At 66.9% G+C, this 17,098-nt stretch carries 9 protein-coding genes and 1 pseudogene; 7 read left to right on the top strand and 3 right to left on the bottom strand.

Translation table 11 applies throughout. The features are described 5' to 3' along the window. Positions 1 to 69 precede the first annotated feature (69 nt). On the top strand, positions 70 to 1,260 hold the full coding sequence (locus JYG37_RS21680) for a M20 aminoacylase family protein (protein ID WP_124592887.1): 1,191 nt from the start codon (positions 70 to 72) through the stop codon (positions 1,258 to 1,260). A gap of 23 nt (positions 1,261 to 1,283) precedes the next feature. On the opposite strand, the pseudogene JYG37_RS34845 reads toward JYG37_RS21680, so the two are convergent. After that, a pseudogene (locus JYG37_RS34845) lies at positions 1,284 to 1,403 on the bottom strand (diguanylate cyclase domain-containing protein); the annotation flags it as partial. A gap of 420 nt (positions 1,404 to 1,823) precedes the next feature. Here JYG37_RS34845 and JYG37_RS21670 point away from each other — a divergent pair. The 4 genes from JYG37_RS21670 to JYG37_RS21655 all read left to right on the top strand — a co-directional run bounded on the left by JYG37_RS21670 (position 1,824) and on the right by JYG37_RS21655 (position 11,799). Next, entirely contained in the window at positions 1,824 to 6,212 is a 4,389-nt protein-coding gene (locus JYG37_RS21670; RefSeq protein WP_213346371.1) for an autotransporter domain-containing protein, read from the top strand. A 651-nt stretch (positions 6,213 to 6,863) separates the two neighbouring features. After that, on the top strand, positions 6,864 to 8,996 hold the full coding sequence (locus JYG37_RS21665; protein ID WP_050011871.1) for a polysaccharide deacetylase family protein: 2,133 nt from the start codon (positions 6,864 to 6,866) through the stop codon (positions 8,994 to 8,996). 33 nt (positions 8,997 to 9,029) lie between these two features. Next, entirely contained in the window at positions 9,030 to 10,265 is a 1,236-nt protein-coding gene (locus JYG37_RS21660) for a S53 family peptidase (protein WP_050011870.1), read from the top strand. 385 nt (positions 10,266 to 10,650) lie between these two features. Next, positions 10,651 to 11,799 carry a porin gene (locus JYG37_RS21655; RefSeq protein ID WP_213346369.1) on the top strand — a complete coding sequence of 383 codons (1,149 nt, stop codon included), beginning with the start codon at positions 10,651 to 10,653 and terminating at the stop codon, positions 11,797 to 11,799. A 53-nt stretch (positions 11,800 to 11,852) separates the two neighbouring features. Here JYG37_RS21655 and JYG37_RS21650 read toward each other — a convergent pair whose 3' ends face one another. Continuing rightward, positions 11,853 to 12,311, bottom strand: a complete 459-nt coding sequence (locus tag JYG37_RS21650) for an Lrp/AsnC family transcriptional regulator (RefSeq protein ID WP_050012095.1) — start codon at positions 12,309 to 12,311, stop codon at positions 11,853 to 11,855. Positions 12,312 to 12,494: 183 nt separating this feature from the next. On the opposite strand from JYG37_RS21650, the gene JYG37_RS21645 reads away from it, so the two are divergent. Together JYG37_RS21645 and JYG37_RS21640 are read left to right on the top strand one after the other, a co-directional pair. Further along, positions 12,495 to 13,592 (top strand): branched-chain amino acid aminotransferase, encoded by a 1,098-nt coding sequence (locus JYG37_RS21645; protein WP_213346368.1) that lies wholly within the window; start codon positions 12,495 to 12,497, stop codon positions 13,590 to 13,592. Between the two features lie 137 nt (positions 13,593 to 13,729). After that, positions 13,730 to 15,589 (top strand): FUSC family protein, encoded by a 1,860-nt coding sequence (locus JYG37_RS21640; RefSeq protein WP_249746067.1) that lies wholly within the window; start codon positions 13,730 to 13,732, stop codon positions 15,587 to 15,589. Between the two features lie 509 nt (positions 15,590 to 16,098). Here JYG37_RS21640 and JYG37_RS21635 read toward each other — a convergent pair. After that, positions 16,099 to 17,037 carry a response regulator gene (locus JYG37_RS21635; RefSeq protein WP_124555045.1) on the bottom strand — a complete coding sequence of 313 codons (939 nt, stop codon included), beginning with the start codon at positions 17,035 to 17,037 and terminating at the stop codon, positions 16,099 to 16,101. Between the last annotated feature and the right edge of the window lie 61 nt (positions 17,038 to 17,098).

Below are 17,098 nucleotides of genomic sequence, written 5' to 3'. Positions count from 1 at the left end.
TCCGATGCGTCGCGGCGCGGCCCGCCGCCGTGCCGCGACGCGACGACCGACAAGAGCGCTTCCTTCCGCATGACACTGATCGATTCCATCGTCGCGTACGCCGACGAACTGACGGCGATTCGCCGCGATATCCATGCCCATCCCGAGGTGGGCTACGACGTGTTCCGCACCGCCGAACTCGTCGCCGAGCGGCTCGAGCAATGGGGTTACGCCGTCACGCGCGGCGTCGGCCGCACCGGCGTGGTCGGCACCTTGAAGCGCGGCGGCAGCGCGCGCGCGATCGGCCTGCGCGCCGACATGGATGCGCTGCCCGTGCACGAGGCCAACACCTTCGCGCATCGTTCGACGGTGCCCGGCGCGATGCATGCGTGCGGCCACGACGGGCATACCGCGATGCTGCTGGGGGCCGCGCGCCATCTGGCGCGGCATGGCGAGTTCGACGGCACCGTGCAGTTGTTCTTCCAGCCGGCCGAGGAGGCGGGCGGCGGCGCGCGCGCGATGATCGAGGACGGCCTGTTCGAGCGTTTTCCGGTGGATGCCGTGTTCGGGCTGCACAACTGGCCCGGCATCGCGGCCGGCGATTTCGCGGTGCGGCCGGGGCCGCTGATGGCGTCGACCAGTCTGTTCCGGATCGACTTGCGCGGCGCCGGCTGCCACGCGGCCATGCCGCACCTGGGCCGCGATCCGGTGTTCGCGGCGGGACAGGTGCTGAGCGCCCTGCAGGGCATCGTCACGCGCAACCGCAATCCGATCGACGGCGCGGTGCTGTCGGTCACGCAGGTGCATGCGGGCGAGGCGATGAACGTGGTGCCGACCGATGCGTGGCTCGGCGGCACGGTGCGGACCTTCTCCGAGGCGACGCTCGACCTGATCGAGACGCGCATGCGCGCCGTGGCGGCCGCGACGGCCGCGGCCTTCGATTGCGAGAGCGAGGTGGATTTCCAGCGCCAGTATCCGGCCACCGTGAACGACGCCGGGCAGACGGCGGTGGCGGTGACGGTGATGCGCGAGCTGGTGGGCGACGCGCATGTGAACGCAGCCGTCGATCCGACCATGGCGGCGGAGGATTTCTCGTTCATGCTGCGCGAGAAGCCGGGTTGCTATGCATTCCTCGGGAACGGGGCGGGCGATCATCGCGTGCATGGGCATGGCGGCGGGCCTTGCCTGCTGCATAACGCCAGCTACGACTTCAACGATGCGTTGTTGCCGGTGGGCGCGAGTTATTTCGTGAAGTTGGTGGAGCGGGTTCTGGCGCGGTAGGGACGCGGTGGCGACTTTTCGGAGGCGATCGCCAACTTGGCGGCACCTCGTTCGCCGGTATCGGGCAATACGGCGACGAATTCCTCATCGCCGTAGCGTGTGGCGAGATCGTTGCTCCGCCGCGTATGCGCGCGGATGCATCGAACATCGACCGAAAGCGCATGCAGTCACGCGTTCGAGCGCATGTCCGGACCTGCGCCGACGGCATATCGACGGGGGCAGCGAGCGCGGCCGCGTTTGACGCGAGCGTGACGCGAAGGCCGCGACGAAGCGATGATGATGCAAGTCAAGCATGGTTGCCCGGCTCGATCGCGACGGGTAGTCGGCCGTGCTTTATCTTCCTCTCGCCCTTGGACAGTGGCGGCCCCGCGACAGCGCTGGATGTGTGTTCGCGGCAGGTGTTATATTGCGCGCGCATGCGCCCCGACCGATGAGCCAACACAATCAGTATCCGCGGACCGGCGCGCCATAGAAAGACAACAACGACGGGTCCGTCGCGCCACCGGTACAGCCTCTTCGTGACCAGCGCCAGGCCCATGGGTCTATGCACCGAGGGGATCGACATGAACCGGGTCTATCGGCTGGTCTGGAGCCGTAGCTTGCGTGCTCCGCAAGTGGTATCCGAACACACGAGGGCATCACACGGCGGAGTCGACGCCGGTCATGGCGCCACGCCCGCGCGCCGCTGCGCTTCCATCGCTTCCGTCGTTTCGATCGGCGTGTCGCTCGGCCTGGCCGGCGCGGCCGTCCCGGGTTGGGCCGTCACGTGCTCTTCCGGCACCATCGCGAATTGCAGCGCCCCCGGCGGCGCCGGCATCCCGGACCGAAGCGGCAACGGCGGCAGCGGTAACGGCGGTGGCGGGGGTTCCTCCACGTTGGGCGGCGGCTCCGCCACGGTCCAGGTTCCCGGCGGCCCCACGTCGGGCGGGACCGGCGGCACCGGCGCGACGAACGACAGCGGGCAGGGCGGCGTCGGCGGTGCACCCGCGGTGGTGCTTGCCGGCGATGCGGTGGTCAACGCGAACGCGCAAGGCGGCGCAGGTCAGGCCTTCGACGGATTCAATTTTGCCGGTGGCGCGGGCGGCGGTGGCGCGGGCGTGTATTCGACCGGCACCAGCGTGACCGTCAGCAACGGCGTGACCGTGCAGGGCGGCAGCGGCGGGAATGGCGGTGCCGGTACGTCGGGGCCTGCGTCGAACGGCGGCGGTGGCGGGGGCGGAGGCGGTGGGCTGGTCATGGTGACGCCGGCGGCCGACGTGATGAACCAGGGGACGCTCGTCGGCGGAAACGGCGGCACCGGGGGCGGCGGCGGAAACCCGGGCGGCGGAGGCGGGGGCGGCGACGGGCTGCTGATCTTGGGCCCCGGTTCGCAGGTAACCAATCTCGGGACCGTCGTCGGTGGCGTGGGCGGCGTCAGCGGCGGCGGCGCAAGCACGGCCGGCGCCAGCGGCGCGGGCGTCAACCTGGCTAGCGACTTCACCGTGCTGACCAACGTCGGCACGATCACCGGCGGCGCCGGCAACGGCGGGGCTGCCGGTGCCGGTGTCATCGCCAATGGCCGCGATGTCGTCGTCAACGGCGGCACGATCGCGGGCGGCTTGTACGCGGACGGCGTGACGCGCGCATCAGCCATCCGGTTCAACGGCGCGAACAATACGCTGCAGTTGGTCACCGGGTCCAACATCGTCGGTAACCTCGAGGTGACGGCCGGGGCGACGACCACCATCACCGCGGGCTCCGCGGGGCTCTCGTTGTCCAACCAGGTCACGCTCGGCGATGCCGCGTCCCGCGTGACCTTCGATTCCACCACGACCGACCTCGTGGTGTCAGGCGTGATATCCGGGGCGGGCAACGTCGCGGTGCGCGGTGGCCGAACGATCATGCTGACGGGAGACAACACCTATACCGGCGGCACCACGATCACCGCCGGCACGCTGCAGATCGGCAGCGGCGGGACCACGGGCTCCGTCGCCGGCGACATCGTCAACAACGGCACGTTGGCGTTCAACCGCAGCGACACGGTGTCGTATGGCGGCACGATCAGCGGGACGGGCAGCCTCGTGCAGGCGGGGACCGGCACGCTCGCGATATCCAGCGTCGCCGGCTATGCGGGGAGCACCACCATCAACGCCGGCACGCTCGCGCTGATCGGCGCGGGCAGCATTGCTGCTTCCAGCGGAGTCGTCGCGAACGGCACGTTCGATATCTCGGGGACGACCGCGGGGGCGACGATCAACGCGCTGACCGGCACGGGCATGGTCGCGCTGGGCGGCCGCACGCTGACGCTGGCCAATGCGGTCGGTACGTTCAGCGGCGCGATTGGCGGCACGGGCGGGCTGACGGTTGCGGGCGGTACGCAAACGCTGTCGGGCGCCAACGGCTTTACCGGTGCAACGTCGATCAACGCCGGTACGCTGGCGTTGACCGGTTCGGGCAGCGTCGCCGCGTCCAGCGGCGTCGTCAACAACGGCACGTTCGATATCTCGGGGACGACCGCGGGGGCGACGATCAATGCGCTGACCGGGACGGGCACGGTTGCGCTGGGCGACCGCACGCTGACGCTGGCCAATGCAGCCGGCACGTTCAGCGGCGCCATTGGCGGCACGGGTGGGCTCACCGTGGCGGGCGGCACGCAAACGCTATCCGGCGCCAACGGCTTTACCGGTGCAACGTCGATCAACGCCGGCACGCTGGCGTTGACCGGTTCGGGCAGCGTCGCCGCGTCCAGCGGTGTCGTCAATAACGGCACGTTCGATATCTCGGGGACCACCACCGGCGCGACGATCAATGCGCTCACCGGCAGCGGCACGGTCGCGCTGGGCAGCCGCACGCTGACGCTGGCCAATGCGGCCGGCACGTTCGGCGGGACCATCAACGGGACCGGTGGAGTGACCGTCGGCGGCGGTACGCAAACACTGTCGGCGGCGAATGCCTACACGGGCACCACCACGGTCAATGCCGGCACGCTGGCGCTGACCGGCGCCGGCAGCATTGCCGCCTCGAGCGGCGTCGTCGACAACGGCACGCTGGACATTTCGGCGACCACCTCCGGCGCCACGATCAACACGCTCACCGGCAGCGGCACGGTCGCGCTCGGCAGCCGCACGCTGACACTCGCCAATGCGGCCGGCACGTTTGGCGGAACCGTCAGCGGCAGCGGCGGGCTGACGGTTGCGGGCGGTACGCAGACGCTGTCCGGCGTGAACACCTATACAGGCGCGACGACGGTTAACGCGGGCACGCTCGCGTTGTCGGGCGCCGGTCGGCTGGCATCGTCCACGGCGGTCACGCTCGCCGGCCCCGTGGCCGCGCTCGACCTGTCCGCGGCCGGCAGCCAGACGGTCGCGCATCTGTCCGGCGTGGCAGGCAGCCGCGTGGTGCTGGGCGGCAGTGCGCTCACGCTGTCCGACGACTCGTCGCAAACCTTCGGCGGCAGTCTCGTCGGCACCGGCGGCCTGGTCAAACAGGGCGCGGGCATGCTGACGCTGAACGGTGTCAGCAACGCGTTCTCCGGCACGACGACGGTGGCGGGCGGCACCTTGGCCATCGGCGACGCGGCGAATCCCGCCGCGGTGCTGGGTGGCAACGTCGTGGTGAATTCGCTCGGCGCGTTGCGCGGCCACGGCACGATATCGGGCGACGTCAGCAGCAGCGGCGTGGTCGCACCGGGCGGCTCGATCGGAACGCTGTCGGTGGGCGGCAACTATACGCAGGCGGCCGGCGGCACGCTGTCGATCGAGGTCAGCCCGACGGAAGCATCGCAACTGCGCGTAGGCGGCGCCGCGACGCTCGGCGGCACGTTGGCCGTTCTGTTCGATCCCGGCACCTATACGGCCCGCCGCTACACCGTGCTGAGCGCGGCCAACGGCGTGACGGGCCATTTCGAGACCGTCGGCACCACCACGGCCGGCGCGAATCTCGGCGCGTTGCAATCGTCGGTGGACTACGGCGCCAACGCGGTCGACCTGCTGCTCGCCGAGCCGACGGGGCCCGGTACGCCGGCCGGCCCGACGATCATCGCGCCGACCAGGACGTCGATCTACTCGGCGCTCGGCACGATGGCCTTGCTGCAGGCGCAGAGCGCCAGTTCGACGCTGCTCGGGCGTCTGGCGGCCCCGGAGGACGATGCGTCCGGCTCCCGCAACGTGTGGGCCGTTGCCAGCGGTTCCAGCACCAAGGTGGGCGGCACGAGCGGCGCGCCGGGCTTCCTCACGCACGCGTACGGGTTCCTGGCGGGCGGGCAGGGACGGCTCGGCGACGCCACCGTCGGTGCGGCCGGCGGCTACACGCACACCGCGCTGTCCGAAGACACGACAGGCGCATCGGGCGCCATCGACACGCTGCGCGTCGCGCTGTACGGCGCGCAGCCGATCGGCGCGGTCAACCTGTCGGCCACGCTCGGTTACGGTCTCGATTTCCTGTCGCAGAAGCGGCCATTCGGCAGCGCGGGTACCGCCGAAGGCGACCATCTCGGCCACGAATTCACCGCCGCTACGCAGGCCAGCCTGCCGATGGCGGCCGGCGGCTTCCGGTTCGCGCCGCACGTCGGGCTGCGGTATGCATACGTGCGCGGCAGCGGCTTCAGCGAGGACGGCGCCAACGGCCAGAACCTGCACGTCGGCCCCGACAGCGCGAGGAGCCTGCAGCCGTACGTGGGTGTGTCGCTCGCCAAGGCGTTCGGCGATGCCGTGCGCCCGGTCGACGTCCAGCTGCGCGTCGGCTATGCGCACGAGGTGCTGCGCGACAGTCGCGTCGTCCAGGTGCAGAGCCAGGACGGGACCGTGTTCGCGGCGCCGGGTACCGATCTGCCACGCTCGTTCCTCACCACGGGCGCCAGCGTCACGCTGCAGGCCGCCAAGACGACCACGGTATCGCTCGGGCTGGATGCGACGATCAATACGGGCCATGTGTCGGCGCAGTCGGCATATGTGCGCGTCAATTCCAGGTTCTGACCGCGTGGGAACAGGGATGGTGAAACGGGTCTTTCGATGTGGCGGGTTGTCCCTCGTCTTCAATCGATCGATGAACCGTCGTCAATTTCCTATGCTTCGCAGGTAGAACCGCACGCCGTGCAGGCGAGCCCGGCACGGCCACATGCGTGCCGAGCCGGTGTTGCACGGCGGAATCATTTTCCGTTGAATCCCCGCGCGCTTGCCGATGCCCGACAACGCAGGCAGCGATCGGAAGCCCCATCCGGCGCGGCGCCGAATAGCCTCACGTCGTCCATCGCGACGGTTCCCCCGGCCCCGCTTCATTACCCGCCACGTGCGCCGTATCGGCGCTGTAACGTTTTTGGCGCGATTTTCCCGTGCCGGATGCCCGGCATCGCCGCGGGCCGTCCCGACAACGCAGTCGCGAGACTGGCACGTTGTTCGCTTCACCGGGGGGCGGTAGGAACGATAGTCGCCATGCACTCCTGATCGTCCGACAAATCGACGCGCATGCGTCGCGGGGCGTCCGAAACACGGCACGTTCGCTCTGCGCCGCCAGCCGATGGCGCACCCCGATCCGGACGCGGACCGCTCGATCATGACGAGCGCAACGCGCACGCAGTGACGAGTCGAGCATCGGCTGTCATCCCACCTCCTACGGGGAGAGAAAAAATGTCGGCCAAGCCAATCCGGACCCTACGAGCGTTTCTGATCGTCTTTTCCGTTTGCCTGATGACGTTGGCACCCGGGCGGGCGAGCGCGTTGTCGAACCAGTTGCTGTTGCTGCTGCCGGACAACTTCACGTTGCCGGACCCGCGTGTGTCCGCATGGCTCGATTCCGCGGCGGAGGAGGGACTGCAGATCTCGCTGATCAGCGACACGCAATTCAAGCAGGGCGGCACGTCGCTGCAGCAGTACCAGGGACTCATCCTGCCTGACCAGGTGCATACGGTCGCCGACGATACGCTCGTGACCGCCATCCAGAGCTATGCGTTGAACGGCGGGCGCGTGATGCTCGTCTATGATTTCGGCGTACTGAACGCGACGGGATTCTATCCGGCCGGGCAATCGCGTTTCAGCTCGATGGCCGGCGTCAACTACGTGCTCTACGACACGCTCGGCGGGAACATGATCGGCCTCGGCAACGTGACCGGCATGGGCAGCACGTTGCGCGCGCTACAGATTCCTCCGGGGAAGTCGATGGCATGGCCGGGCTCGACGACGGCGGCGACCGCGTTGGCCTCAACCGCGTCGACTACATCGACCGGCTCGACGACGAACCCGTTGCTCTACCTGCAGCCGAGCCCGTCGAACCCGGGCGGGCTTGCCGGTTACAACCATCAGGCGTATTTCACGTACAAGACGGTCAACGGGCGCATGACCGGCGTGCCGCTGAATCTCGGGCGCGTGTCGGCCGGCGCAAAGGTCGGATCCGGATCGTACTCGCCGACCTCGACGATGCTGTCGCCGGTATCGACGGCGGTGAAGGGCGCGACGTCGTTCGCGACCGCGTCGCCCGCCGCGACGACCGACGTGCTCGAAGGCATCTCCGGCTACGTATACGGCTTCCTCACCTATCCGAGCTACGTCACGCAAGGCACGTATACCGGCACGACGCTGCTGACGTCGCCGAACTTCGGGCTCGTCGCCGGCTATCAGGCGTATGGAAACGGCGGCGTGATGTTCGTCAACCTGCCGCTCGCGTATCTCGACGGGCAAACCGACAGCATGCCGATCCACGGCTTCCTGCATTACTTCACGACGAACATCCTGTCGATGCCGCACCTGTCGCTGCAGCCGCGGGCGCAGGCCGGGATGGTCCTGAACTGGCACTTCTGTGCGCGAGATCAGATTCAGCCGGCGCAGTACCTGAAGAATTACGGCGTCTGGAACAGCGGCCCGTATTCGATCGTGATGACGGCCGGCCCTGACGACGTGACGATCGGCGACGGTCTCGGCATCAACCTGACGAACAATACGCAGGCGAAACAACTGGTCGCGTTCCTGCTCAAGCGCGGGCACAAGGTCGGCAGCCACGGCGGCTGGGCGCACGACTACTGGGGGGCGAACGCGAGCGAAACCAATGCGAGCACGTTCACGCAGTATCTGGTGCTGAACCACAATGCGGTTCAGTCGGTGACGGGCAAGCCGGACGTCGAGTGGGCGGCCCCGGAAGGCAATACGCCGACGTGGGCGGTGAACTGGCTCGAATCGAACGGCTACTCCGGCTACTACTTCACCGGCCATACCGGCAATGCGCAAACGCGTGCGTATCGCAACGGTTCGCTGCTGAATCCGGGCATCTGGGCGTTTCCGGTGATGCCGTTCGGCAAGTATGCGACGTTCGAAGAGTTCCAGGAGTTCGCGGTGCCGACGACGGACGTCCAGAACTGGTATCTGTCGCTGATGGATTTCGTCGTCGCGAACCGCACGAGCCGGTTGATCTACATGCACCCGCTGGGCGCGTCGTGGTATCCGAACGTCGTCACGACGATTCTCGGCTACGCCGCGTCGCTGGCGACGACCGGCCAGTTCAAGTGGTTCACGATGGATCAGCTCACGCAGTTCGACCGGCGCCGTCTGCTCGTGAACTGGACGGCGACCGATACCGGCACCGGCTGGACGTTCAGCGCGACGCAGCCGACCAGTCTGCAGGACATGACGTGGCTGTTGCCGAAGAGCACGTACCAGTTGCCGAGCGTGAAAAGCGGCAGCGCGACGGTCGTGAGCACCGATCCGGTCAACTGGCTGGTCATCGCGGGCTCGGGCAAGTCGCTGACGTTCACGAGCGCGAAGGTGCACTGACGCGCGCCGGCTCCTTTGCCAACGGGGAACACCATGAAGCGAGCTTCGTTTGCGCGTGCGCTGCGCATGCTGGCCGTATCGGCGAGCATCGCGCTGATGTTCGGCGTGTCGTTCGCACAGTCCGCGCATCGAGCGCCGCGCGGGTTTGCACGGCCGCCGCTCCATCTGCATGGCGCCGCGAAACGGAATCCTGTGGGCCTGTCGCCGCAGCAGATTCGCCGTTTCTACGGGTTCGACGCGTTGCCGGCGCGCGGCTACGGTGGCGACGATCAGATCATCGCCATCGTCGATGCGTACGACAATCCGAACGTCGAGGCGGATCTGCGCTTGTTCAGCCGCACGTTCGGCCTGCCGCCGTGCGCGTCGCCGCGCTGCTTCACGAAGGTGTACGCGACGGCGGACAAGCGTCCGCCGCCGCCGGACGCACTGTGGGCACTCGAGAGTTCGCTGGACGTGCAGTGGGCGCACGCGATCGCACCGAATGCGCGGATCGTGCTGGTCGAAGCCGCATCGAGTTCGCTCGATGACCTGATGAGCGCGGTCGCACTCGCGACGCGTCCGGCACCGGGCGGGGTCGGCGCGAAGGTCGTGTCGATCAGTTGGGGGAGCGGCGAGTTCCTGGCCGAAACGCAATTCGACGGGCAGCTCGCCAGCGCGAACGGCGTGTCGTTCGTCGCGGCATCCGGCGACGGCGGCAACGGGGTCGACTACCCGGCCGCGTCGCCGTATGTGCTGAGCGTCGGCGGCACGTCGATCGCAACCGATGCGAGCGGCGCCTATGTCGACGAAACGGCGTGGGTCGGCAGCGGCGGCGGGCAGAGCGCCGTCGAGACGGCGCCGACGTATCAGTCGAACTTCGGACTGCCGTCGAATAGCCTCGGGCTGCGCGGCCTGCCCGACGTCGCCTATGACGCCGACCCGGCGTCCGGCTTCGCGGTCTACGATTCGTACGGCTATGCGGGGCAGGGCGGGTGGTTCGTCGTCGGCGGCACGAGCGCCGGCGCACCGCAATGGTCCGCGTTGATCGCGATCGCGAACAGCGTGCGCATCGCGCGCGGCAAGACGACGCTGAACGCGGTGAGCGCGATCCAGAGTGTGCTGTACGGGCTCGCGTCGAGCGCCTACGCGACGAACTTCCGCGACATCGTCAGCGGCTCGAACGGCGCATGCGGCACGCTTTGCACGGCGGCAACCGGATACGACTACGTAACCGGTCTCGGGCGCCCGATGGCCGCCAATCTGGTCCAGGCGTTGATCGCCGCGCCGTGACACGGGTAAGGCCGCGGAAGAGGCAGGCGGGCTCGATCACGCTGACGGCTGGTCGACATCGCCGTTAGCGCGAATGGGCGATTCCCCTCGCACCCTGTAATAGCCTTCGATCGACACGTCCGGATCCCGGCTCCGGGCTACGCGCCAAACGGCGCGCGACTGTCCATGGAGCGCCGGCCGGTCCACCGTTCAACCGCCCGCTAGCCGTTTTCCTCGCTGACAAACATCCCCCATTTTGAAGAGCACCTTCCTGCCGCGAGGGGCTAACAGTAAAAAATCGGCTCATTACACTGCGCCCGTCGCATCGCCGAGCAGTCTCGACGCGGCACAGACGCAGCGCGCAAGCGTTACGACCGGCAAACGAAAGATTTGGGGGTAAATCGTCATGAACAAGCGTTGGGGGATCGTCGCACCCGCCGCGTTGCTTGCTGCAGCCGCTCATGCGCAGAGCAGCGTGACCCTGTACGGCAAGATCGAGGACGGTATCAACTACACGAGCAACGCACGCGGCCACGGAACCGTGCAACTGCAAAGCGGCTATGACTACGGGAGCCGCTGGGGCATCAAGGGCACGGAAGACCTTGGCGCGGGCTACCAGGCGATTTTCACGCTCGAGAGCGGTTTCGACGTCAACACCGGCAAGATGAACCAGGGTGGTCGGGAGTTCGGCCGCCAGGCTTTCGTCGGCATCGCGTCGGATCGATACGGCACGCTGACGTTCGGTCGCCAGTACGACCCGAGCGTCGATCTCTTCTCGCCGCTCACCGCGAACGGCAACTGGACGGGCTACCTGTTCTCGCATCCGTACGACAACGACAACACCGACTACTCGTTCCGCGTGAATAACGCGGTCAAGTACGTGTCGCCGGTGTGGCACGGCGTGACCGCGGAGGCGATGTACGGGTTCAGCAATCAGGCGGGCGGTTTCGCGAACAACCGCCTGTATGGCGCCGCGCTGCAATACCAGCGGGGCGGGCTGACGGTCGGCGCGTCGTATCTGAAGATCAACAACGCACGCAATGCCGATTCGACCGGGGCGATCACCGGCGACAACACGTTCGATGCGTCGTCGCAGCAGAACATCGGCATCGGCGTGAATTATGCGTTCTCGAATGCGCTCGTGGGATTCACGTATTCGCACGTCGACGTCTACGACCCGACTTCGAACGCGTATTTCACCGGCACGACGCAGCCGGCGGGCGGTGCATGGAAATCGTGGAAATTCGACAACTTCGAGGTGAACGGCCTCTATCACTTCACGACTGCGTTTTACGTCGGCGCGGCATACACGTACACGCAGGCCCGCGTCGCGTCGACGGTCGGCGCGTTCAATCCGAAGTGGCATCAGCTGAGCACGAAGGTGAATTACGACTTGTCGAAACGCACGTCGGTATTCGTAGAGGGCGTCTATCAGCATGCGATGAACGCGCACACGGGAACCGACTTCGATTACGCGTACATTCCGGGCGCCGCCGATATCTCGTCAGGCCCGAATCAATATGTCGCACGTATCGCGCTGCTGCATCACTTCTGATGCCCATGCCCCGTTCGACACGACGCGCCGGCGTTTCCTGGCGCCGTGCGCGATCACAGCGGAAGCACGGAAGTCTGCTTGATCTTCTGCATCGGAATCTCGGTCTTCACGCTCTGCACGCCTTCGATCCGGGTCAGGTGGTCGATCTGGAGTTGCCGATAGGCGTCGATATCGGCGGTCACGACACGCAGCAGGCAATCGCAATCGCCCGCCATCAAGTGGCACTCGAGCACCTGTGGAAGACGCTGAACCGCTTCGGTGAAACGGTCGACGGTTTTCGCGTCCTGGCTCGTCAGCCAGATGCGGACGAAGACGGTCAACCCCGCGCCGATCTTCGATGCGTCGAGCAGCGCCGCGTAGCGCTCGATGACGCCAGCCTGTTCCAGCTGCTTGACCCGACGCAGGCACGGTGACGGCGACAGTCCCACCTTCTGCGCGAGTTCCACGTTCTGGATTCGTCCGTCTTCCTGAAGCACGTTCAGAATGCGACGGTCCATTTCGTCCAGTTCGATGACGGCCATTGATCGGACCTATTCGGTTGAGGCACGCGGTGCCCGGGTTTTCGGGTTTTGAAGCATGGAATTGCTAAATCGCGCCCATCTTAAGGCGAACACGCAACCTGAAATTATTTTTTCTACGATAAATTTTTGCCCGTAGCAGCCGGGACGGTCCCGCTGCCGATCAAGGGGCAAACGATGAGCACCGATTCCGTCCAGCACTTCGAATTCGAACAAAATCCTCACCCCGTCGCGGCGGCCGAGCGCGCCGCGCTGCTCGCCAATCCCGGTTTCGGCCGGGTCTTCACGGATCACATGGTGACGATCCGGTACTCGGCGGACGAAGGGTGGCATCACGCGAAAATCGGGCCGCGCGAACCGTTCCGGTTCGATCCGGCGACGCTCGTGCTGCACTACGCGCAGGAAATCTTCGAGGGCTTGAAAGCCTTCCGGCTGCCGGACGGCGGCGCGGCGTTGTTCCGTCCCGATGCGAATGCGCGGCGCTTTCGTCATTCGGCCGAGCGGCTCTCGATGGCGCCGTTGCCGGAGGCGATGTTCGTCGAATCGGTACGTGCGCTCGTCCACGCCGATCGCGACTGGATTCCGGCGTTCGACGGCGCGGCGCTGTATTTGCGGCCGTTCATGATCGCGACGGAGGCGGTGCTCGGCGTAAAGCCGTCGCCGGAGTATCTGTATTGCGTGATCGCGACGCCGGTCGGCGCGTACTTCAAGAGCGGCGCGTCGGGCGTGACGCTCTGGGTGTCGGAGCAGTACACGCGGGCGGCGCCGGGCGGCACGGGCGACGCGAAATGCGGCGGCAACTACGCGGCGAGCCTGGCCGCACAGGCGGAGGCGACTCGCGAAGGCTGCGAGCAGGTGGTGTTTCTCGATGCGGTCGAACGCCGCTGGATCGAGGAACTGGGCGGGATGAACGTGTTCTTCGTGTTCGACGACGGATCGATCCAGACGCCGCCGCTGAACGGGACGATTCTGCCTGGCATCACGCGCGCGTCGTTGATCACGCTGGCTCGGGAACTGAATTACACGGTGCGGGAGGAGGGCTACACGATCGAGCAGTGGCAGGCGGACGCGCGCAGCGGTCGGCTGGTCGAGGCGTTCGCCTGCGGCACGGCGGCGGTCGTGACGGCGATCGGCCGGGTGAAGGGTCGCGCGTACGACTTCACGATCGGCGAAGGCGGCGCGGGGCCGGTCACGTCGCGGCTGAAGGGGGCGCTGCTCGATATCCAGAACGGGCGCGAAGCCGATCGCCACGGCTGGGTGGACCGCGTGTTTTGAGTTCGGCACGGCGGCCATCGCGTGTCGTGGCGGCCGTCCTGAAAGCCGCGGCCGGCATGCCGGCCGGAAGCAGCCGTGCCGCCTCCTGGAATGCTTTGATCATGTCAGCTGTTTCGTTGTCACGCGCCATTGACCGCTTGTTCATTGTCGACCCCGGTCTTCACCGGCTGCTGGGCGGTGTGCGCGCCGCACTCGCGAGCGTGCTCGTCGGCGCGCTCGGCATTGCATCGGCGCTGCATCTCGGTCTCGCGATCACCACCGGCGCCGTGGGCATACTGTTCGCGATGATCGCGCCGCTCTTCCTGCGCGATGCTCGCCGGCTGGACTGGTATGAATCGCTGGCGTGGCAATACGGCGTCGCATGCGCGAGTTTCGCCGCGGCCGCCGTCGCGAGTGCGTGGCCAGCGGTCGGCAAGGCGGGTTTCGTGATCGTCCTGTTCTGTTCGATGCTGTGCCAGACTCAAGGGCCGCGCACGATCGGATGTGCGTTCCTGGCGATCGCGATGTACTACCTTGGCCTCTATCTGCATCCGGCCGCGCTACAGGTCGGCCACATGCTGGCGATGTCGATCGCGGGCCCGGCGGGCGTCGTGCTCGTCTGCCGGATGCTGTTGCCGACGCATGCGGCGCACACGCCCCGGCTCATCGCGCGCTCGGTATCGCTGCACGCGGCATGCATTGCGCGAAGCGCCGTGTCGGACGCGGGCGAGTTCGATGCGATGGCGCATTTGCTCGCGTTGAACGAAGCCGCCATCGCACTCGAGAATCATGCGTCGACATTCGGTGAACGCGACGCGCGTGCATTGCACGCCGCGCTCGTCGCATTGGAGCTCGCAGCCGCCCGGCGCGTGCTGAACCACGACCGGACGGATGCCGCCGCCGCGGCGCTACGCGCGGCGATTGCGCGCTTCGATGCCGTCGCCGGCGACGTGGCGGCGCGCAGGACCGCCACACGTCCGCCCGCGTCCCCGCCGCATGCGCGTGCGGTTCGGTGGGGCGCCGGCTGGCGCACGCTTGCATGGTTGCCGGCGATCCGCGCCGTGGCGGCTGCGTGCGCCGCGATGTTGATCGGCGAGACGCTGTCGTCGGAGCGATGGATGTGGGCGGTGCTTAGCACGTTCGTCGTGTTCTTCGGCACGTATTCGTGTGCGGACACGATCTATCGCGGCACGCAACGTGTCGTCGGCACGCTCGCCGGCGCGCTTGCGAGCGTACTCGTCGTCAGTGCCGTTCATCATGCGAATGCAGTCGTGGTCATCGTCATGGGCGTGTGCGTGTTTGCCTGGGCGTACCACATCCTGCATGCCTACGGGCGCGGCGTATTCTTTTTGACGGTGCTGATCGGCGTCGTCTATGCGCAACTGGGCTTCGAGATCGGAACGCTTGCGGAACTGCGTATCGGCGAGGTGTTGATCGGCTGCGCGGTTTCGCTCGCGGCGGCGATGCTGGTGATGCCACTGGCGGCGTCGCGCCACATCGCGATGCGTTCGCACAACCTGTTGGCGGCGCTGCGCGAACTCATGCACGAGCGCGACGATGGCACGCGGCCGGAGGCGGCGCAGATGCGCGCGGCCGATCGCCGTTTTCACGACGTGCGTATGGCGATCAGGCCGCTGGCTGCGTGGAGCATGTTCCGCGTATCCGGCGATGCGCGACGGTTGTCGGACACGCTGCTGTCTTGCTGGCTGCATGGCCGGATCGTCGCGACGCTCCTGCCTGCTGAAGCCGACGGCTCGGTTGTCGGATTCGAACGGCATTCACGCGCAGCCATCGTCACGCGAATCGATGCGTTGATGGACGATCTGGATCACAGTCGCTCGATGCGACTCGACGCGGCCGCGAACGTGGGGCACGGAACGCTCGCGATATCCGGTGATCGTCCGTTACCGGCCCATCCGGAACTGGCTCGGCTCGACGCGAAGCTGACCGAACTCAACCGGGCATTCGAGCACGCGCTGTTCGGAAAAGTGGAGGGCGAGGAACGGTGGCGGAGATAACGGCGGCGCTCGCATCGTTCGCGCGTTGAGCGCTGACACGCATTCTGGTGCGCTAGGGTCTGTTTACATATGGAACGCGCATGCGTTGCCACGAGAACGGCCGCTCGCGAGGCGCGCGACGCCGCGAATACTGACGTATTCGCAAGGAGCGCAACGTGGCGAACGGCCGTTCTCGTGGCAACCCCAAATTAAAAAATCATTCCACGGGAATGCCCGAAATCGCCCGTATGGCGGCGTCGCTCGTCGCTTGTTTGGCTCGGCCAAACGGCGCTCCTCACTCCTTGCCATACGCCCCGGAGGAAGTCCCCTTGGGGGACGAGCGATTTCGGGCATTCGCATGCGCGTTCCATATGTAAACAGACCCTAGGAATCGACGGATCTCGCGCATCGGGCTGCCGACTGGCTATCGTTGGCGGCACCCGCTATCCGCCGATCGTTCGGACGGTCGTTCAACGCATCGCCCCGCCAGCAACGTTCGCGCCACCGATATGCGGGAAAGCGGTAGCTTTTCACGTGCGCTCGAGCATCTTGATCGCTGCTGCGGCGGCTCCCGCACGGGTCTCGACATGCAACTTCCGGAACAGGTGTTCGAGATGCTTGTTCACCGTGCGCGGGGCGATGCCCAGAATGTCGCCGATATCGCGGTTCGTCTTGCCGTGCGACACCCACAGCAACACTTCGGCTTCCCGCATGGTCAGGCCGAAGCGTTCGGCGAGCGCATTGCAATGCACCGTGTCGTCTCTTTCCTTGAGGATCACGATCCATTCACCCGGCTCCGGACCGAGCGTCGCACTGGCCGAGCGGCGTATCTGGCCCGAGCCGAATTCATGCACGGCGTCGTCCTGGGCGCCGCGCGCGAGCCAGTCGATGAACCAGGCGCGCAGCGGCGCAGGCAGTTTCGGCGGCGCATCGGTATCACGCGCGTTCGTGGTTTGCGCGGCATCGAAGCGGTCGTCATGCGCGGCCGTGTATGCAGCGATATGATGCGCAGCCTGAGGGCTCTGCCACCGAATCGTGCCGTCCGCGCCGACGATCAGCGCCGCGCGCGTGTCGAGCGACAGTGCGGCCTCCGCATACAACTGTGCGCGTGAACGCCGCACGTGGGCGCCGATGCGTGCGCACAACTCCTCGGGCTGCACCGGCTTGGTCACGTAATCGATGCCGCCCACGCGAAAGCCGCGTACGACGTGCTCGCTTTCCGTCAATGCAGTCATGAAGATGACGGGCAGATGCTCGTGCCGTCCGTCCTGCTTGATGCGCACACAGGTTTCGAAGCCGTCCATGCCGGGCATCATTGCGTCGAGCAACACCACGTCGGGCGTCACGCGCGCGAGGCGCTTGAGCGCGTCGTCGCCGGACAGCGCGACGATCACCGCGTAGCCGTGCGCCTGCAGCGTATCGGAGAGAAAGGCGAGGTTCTCCGGCGTATCGTCGACGATCAATATCATGGGCCGTTCGCGCAGCCACACGGCCGGAGCCTCGACGATCGGGGAGGCCGCGATCGGGGTG

This window comes from Burkholderia sp. LAS2 (genome assembly GCF_018417615.1).
Taxonomy (GTDB): domain Bacteria; phylum Pseudomonadota; class Gammaproteobacteria; order Burkholderiales; family Burkholderiaceae; genus Burkholderia; species Burkholderia sola.
Note: the sequence above shows the minus strand (reverse complement) of the source record. Positions and strands in the feature narration are given on the sequence as shown.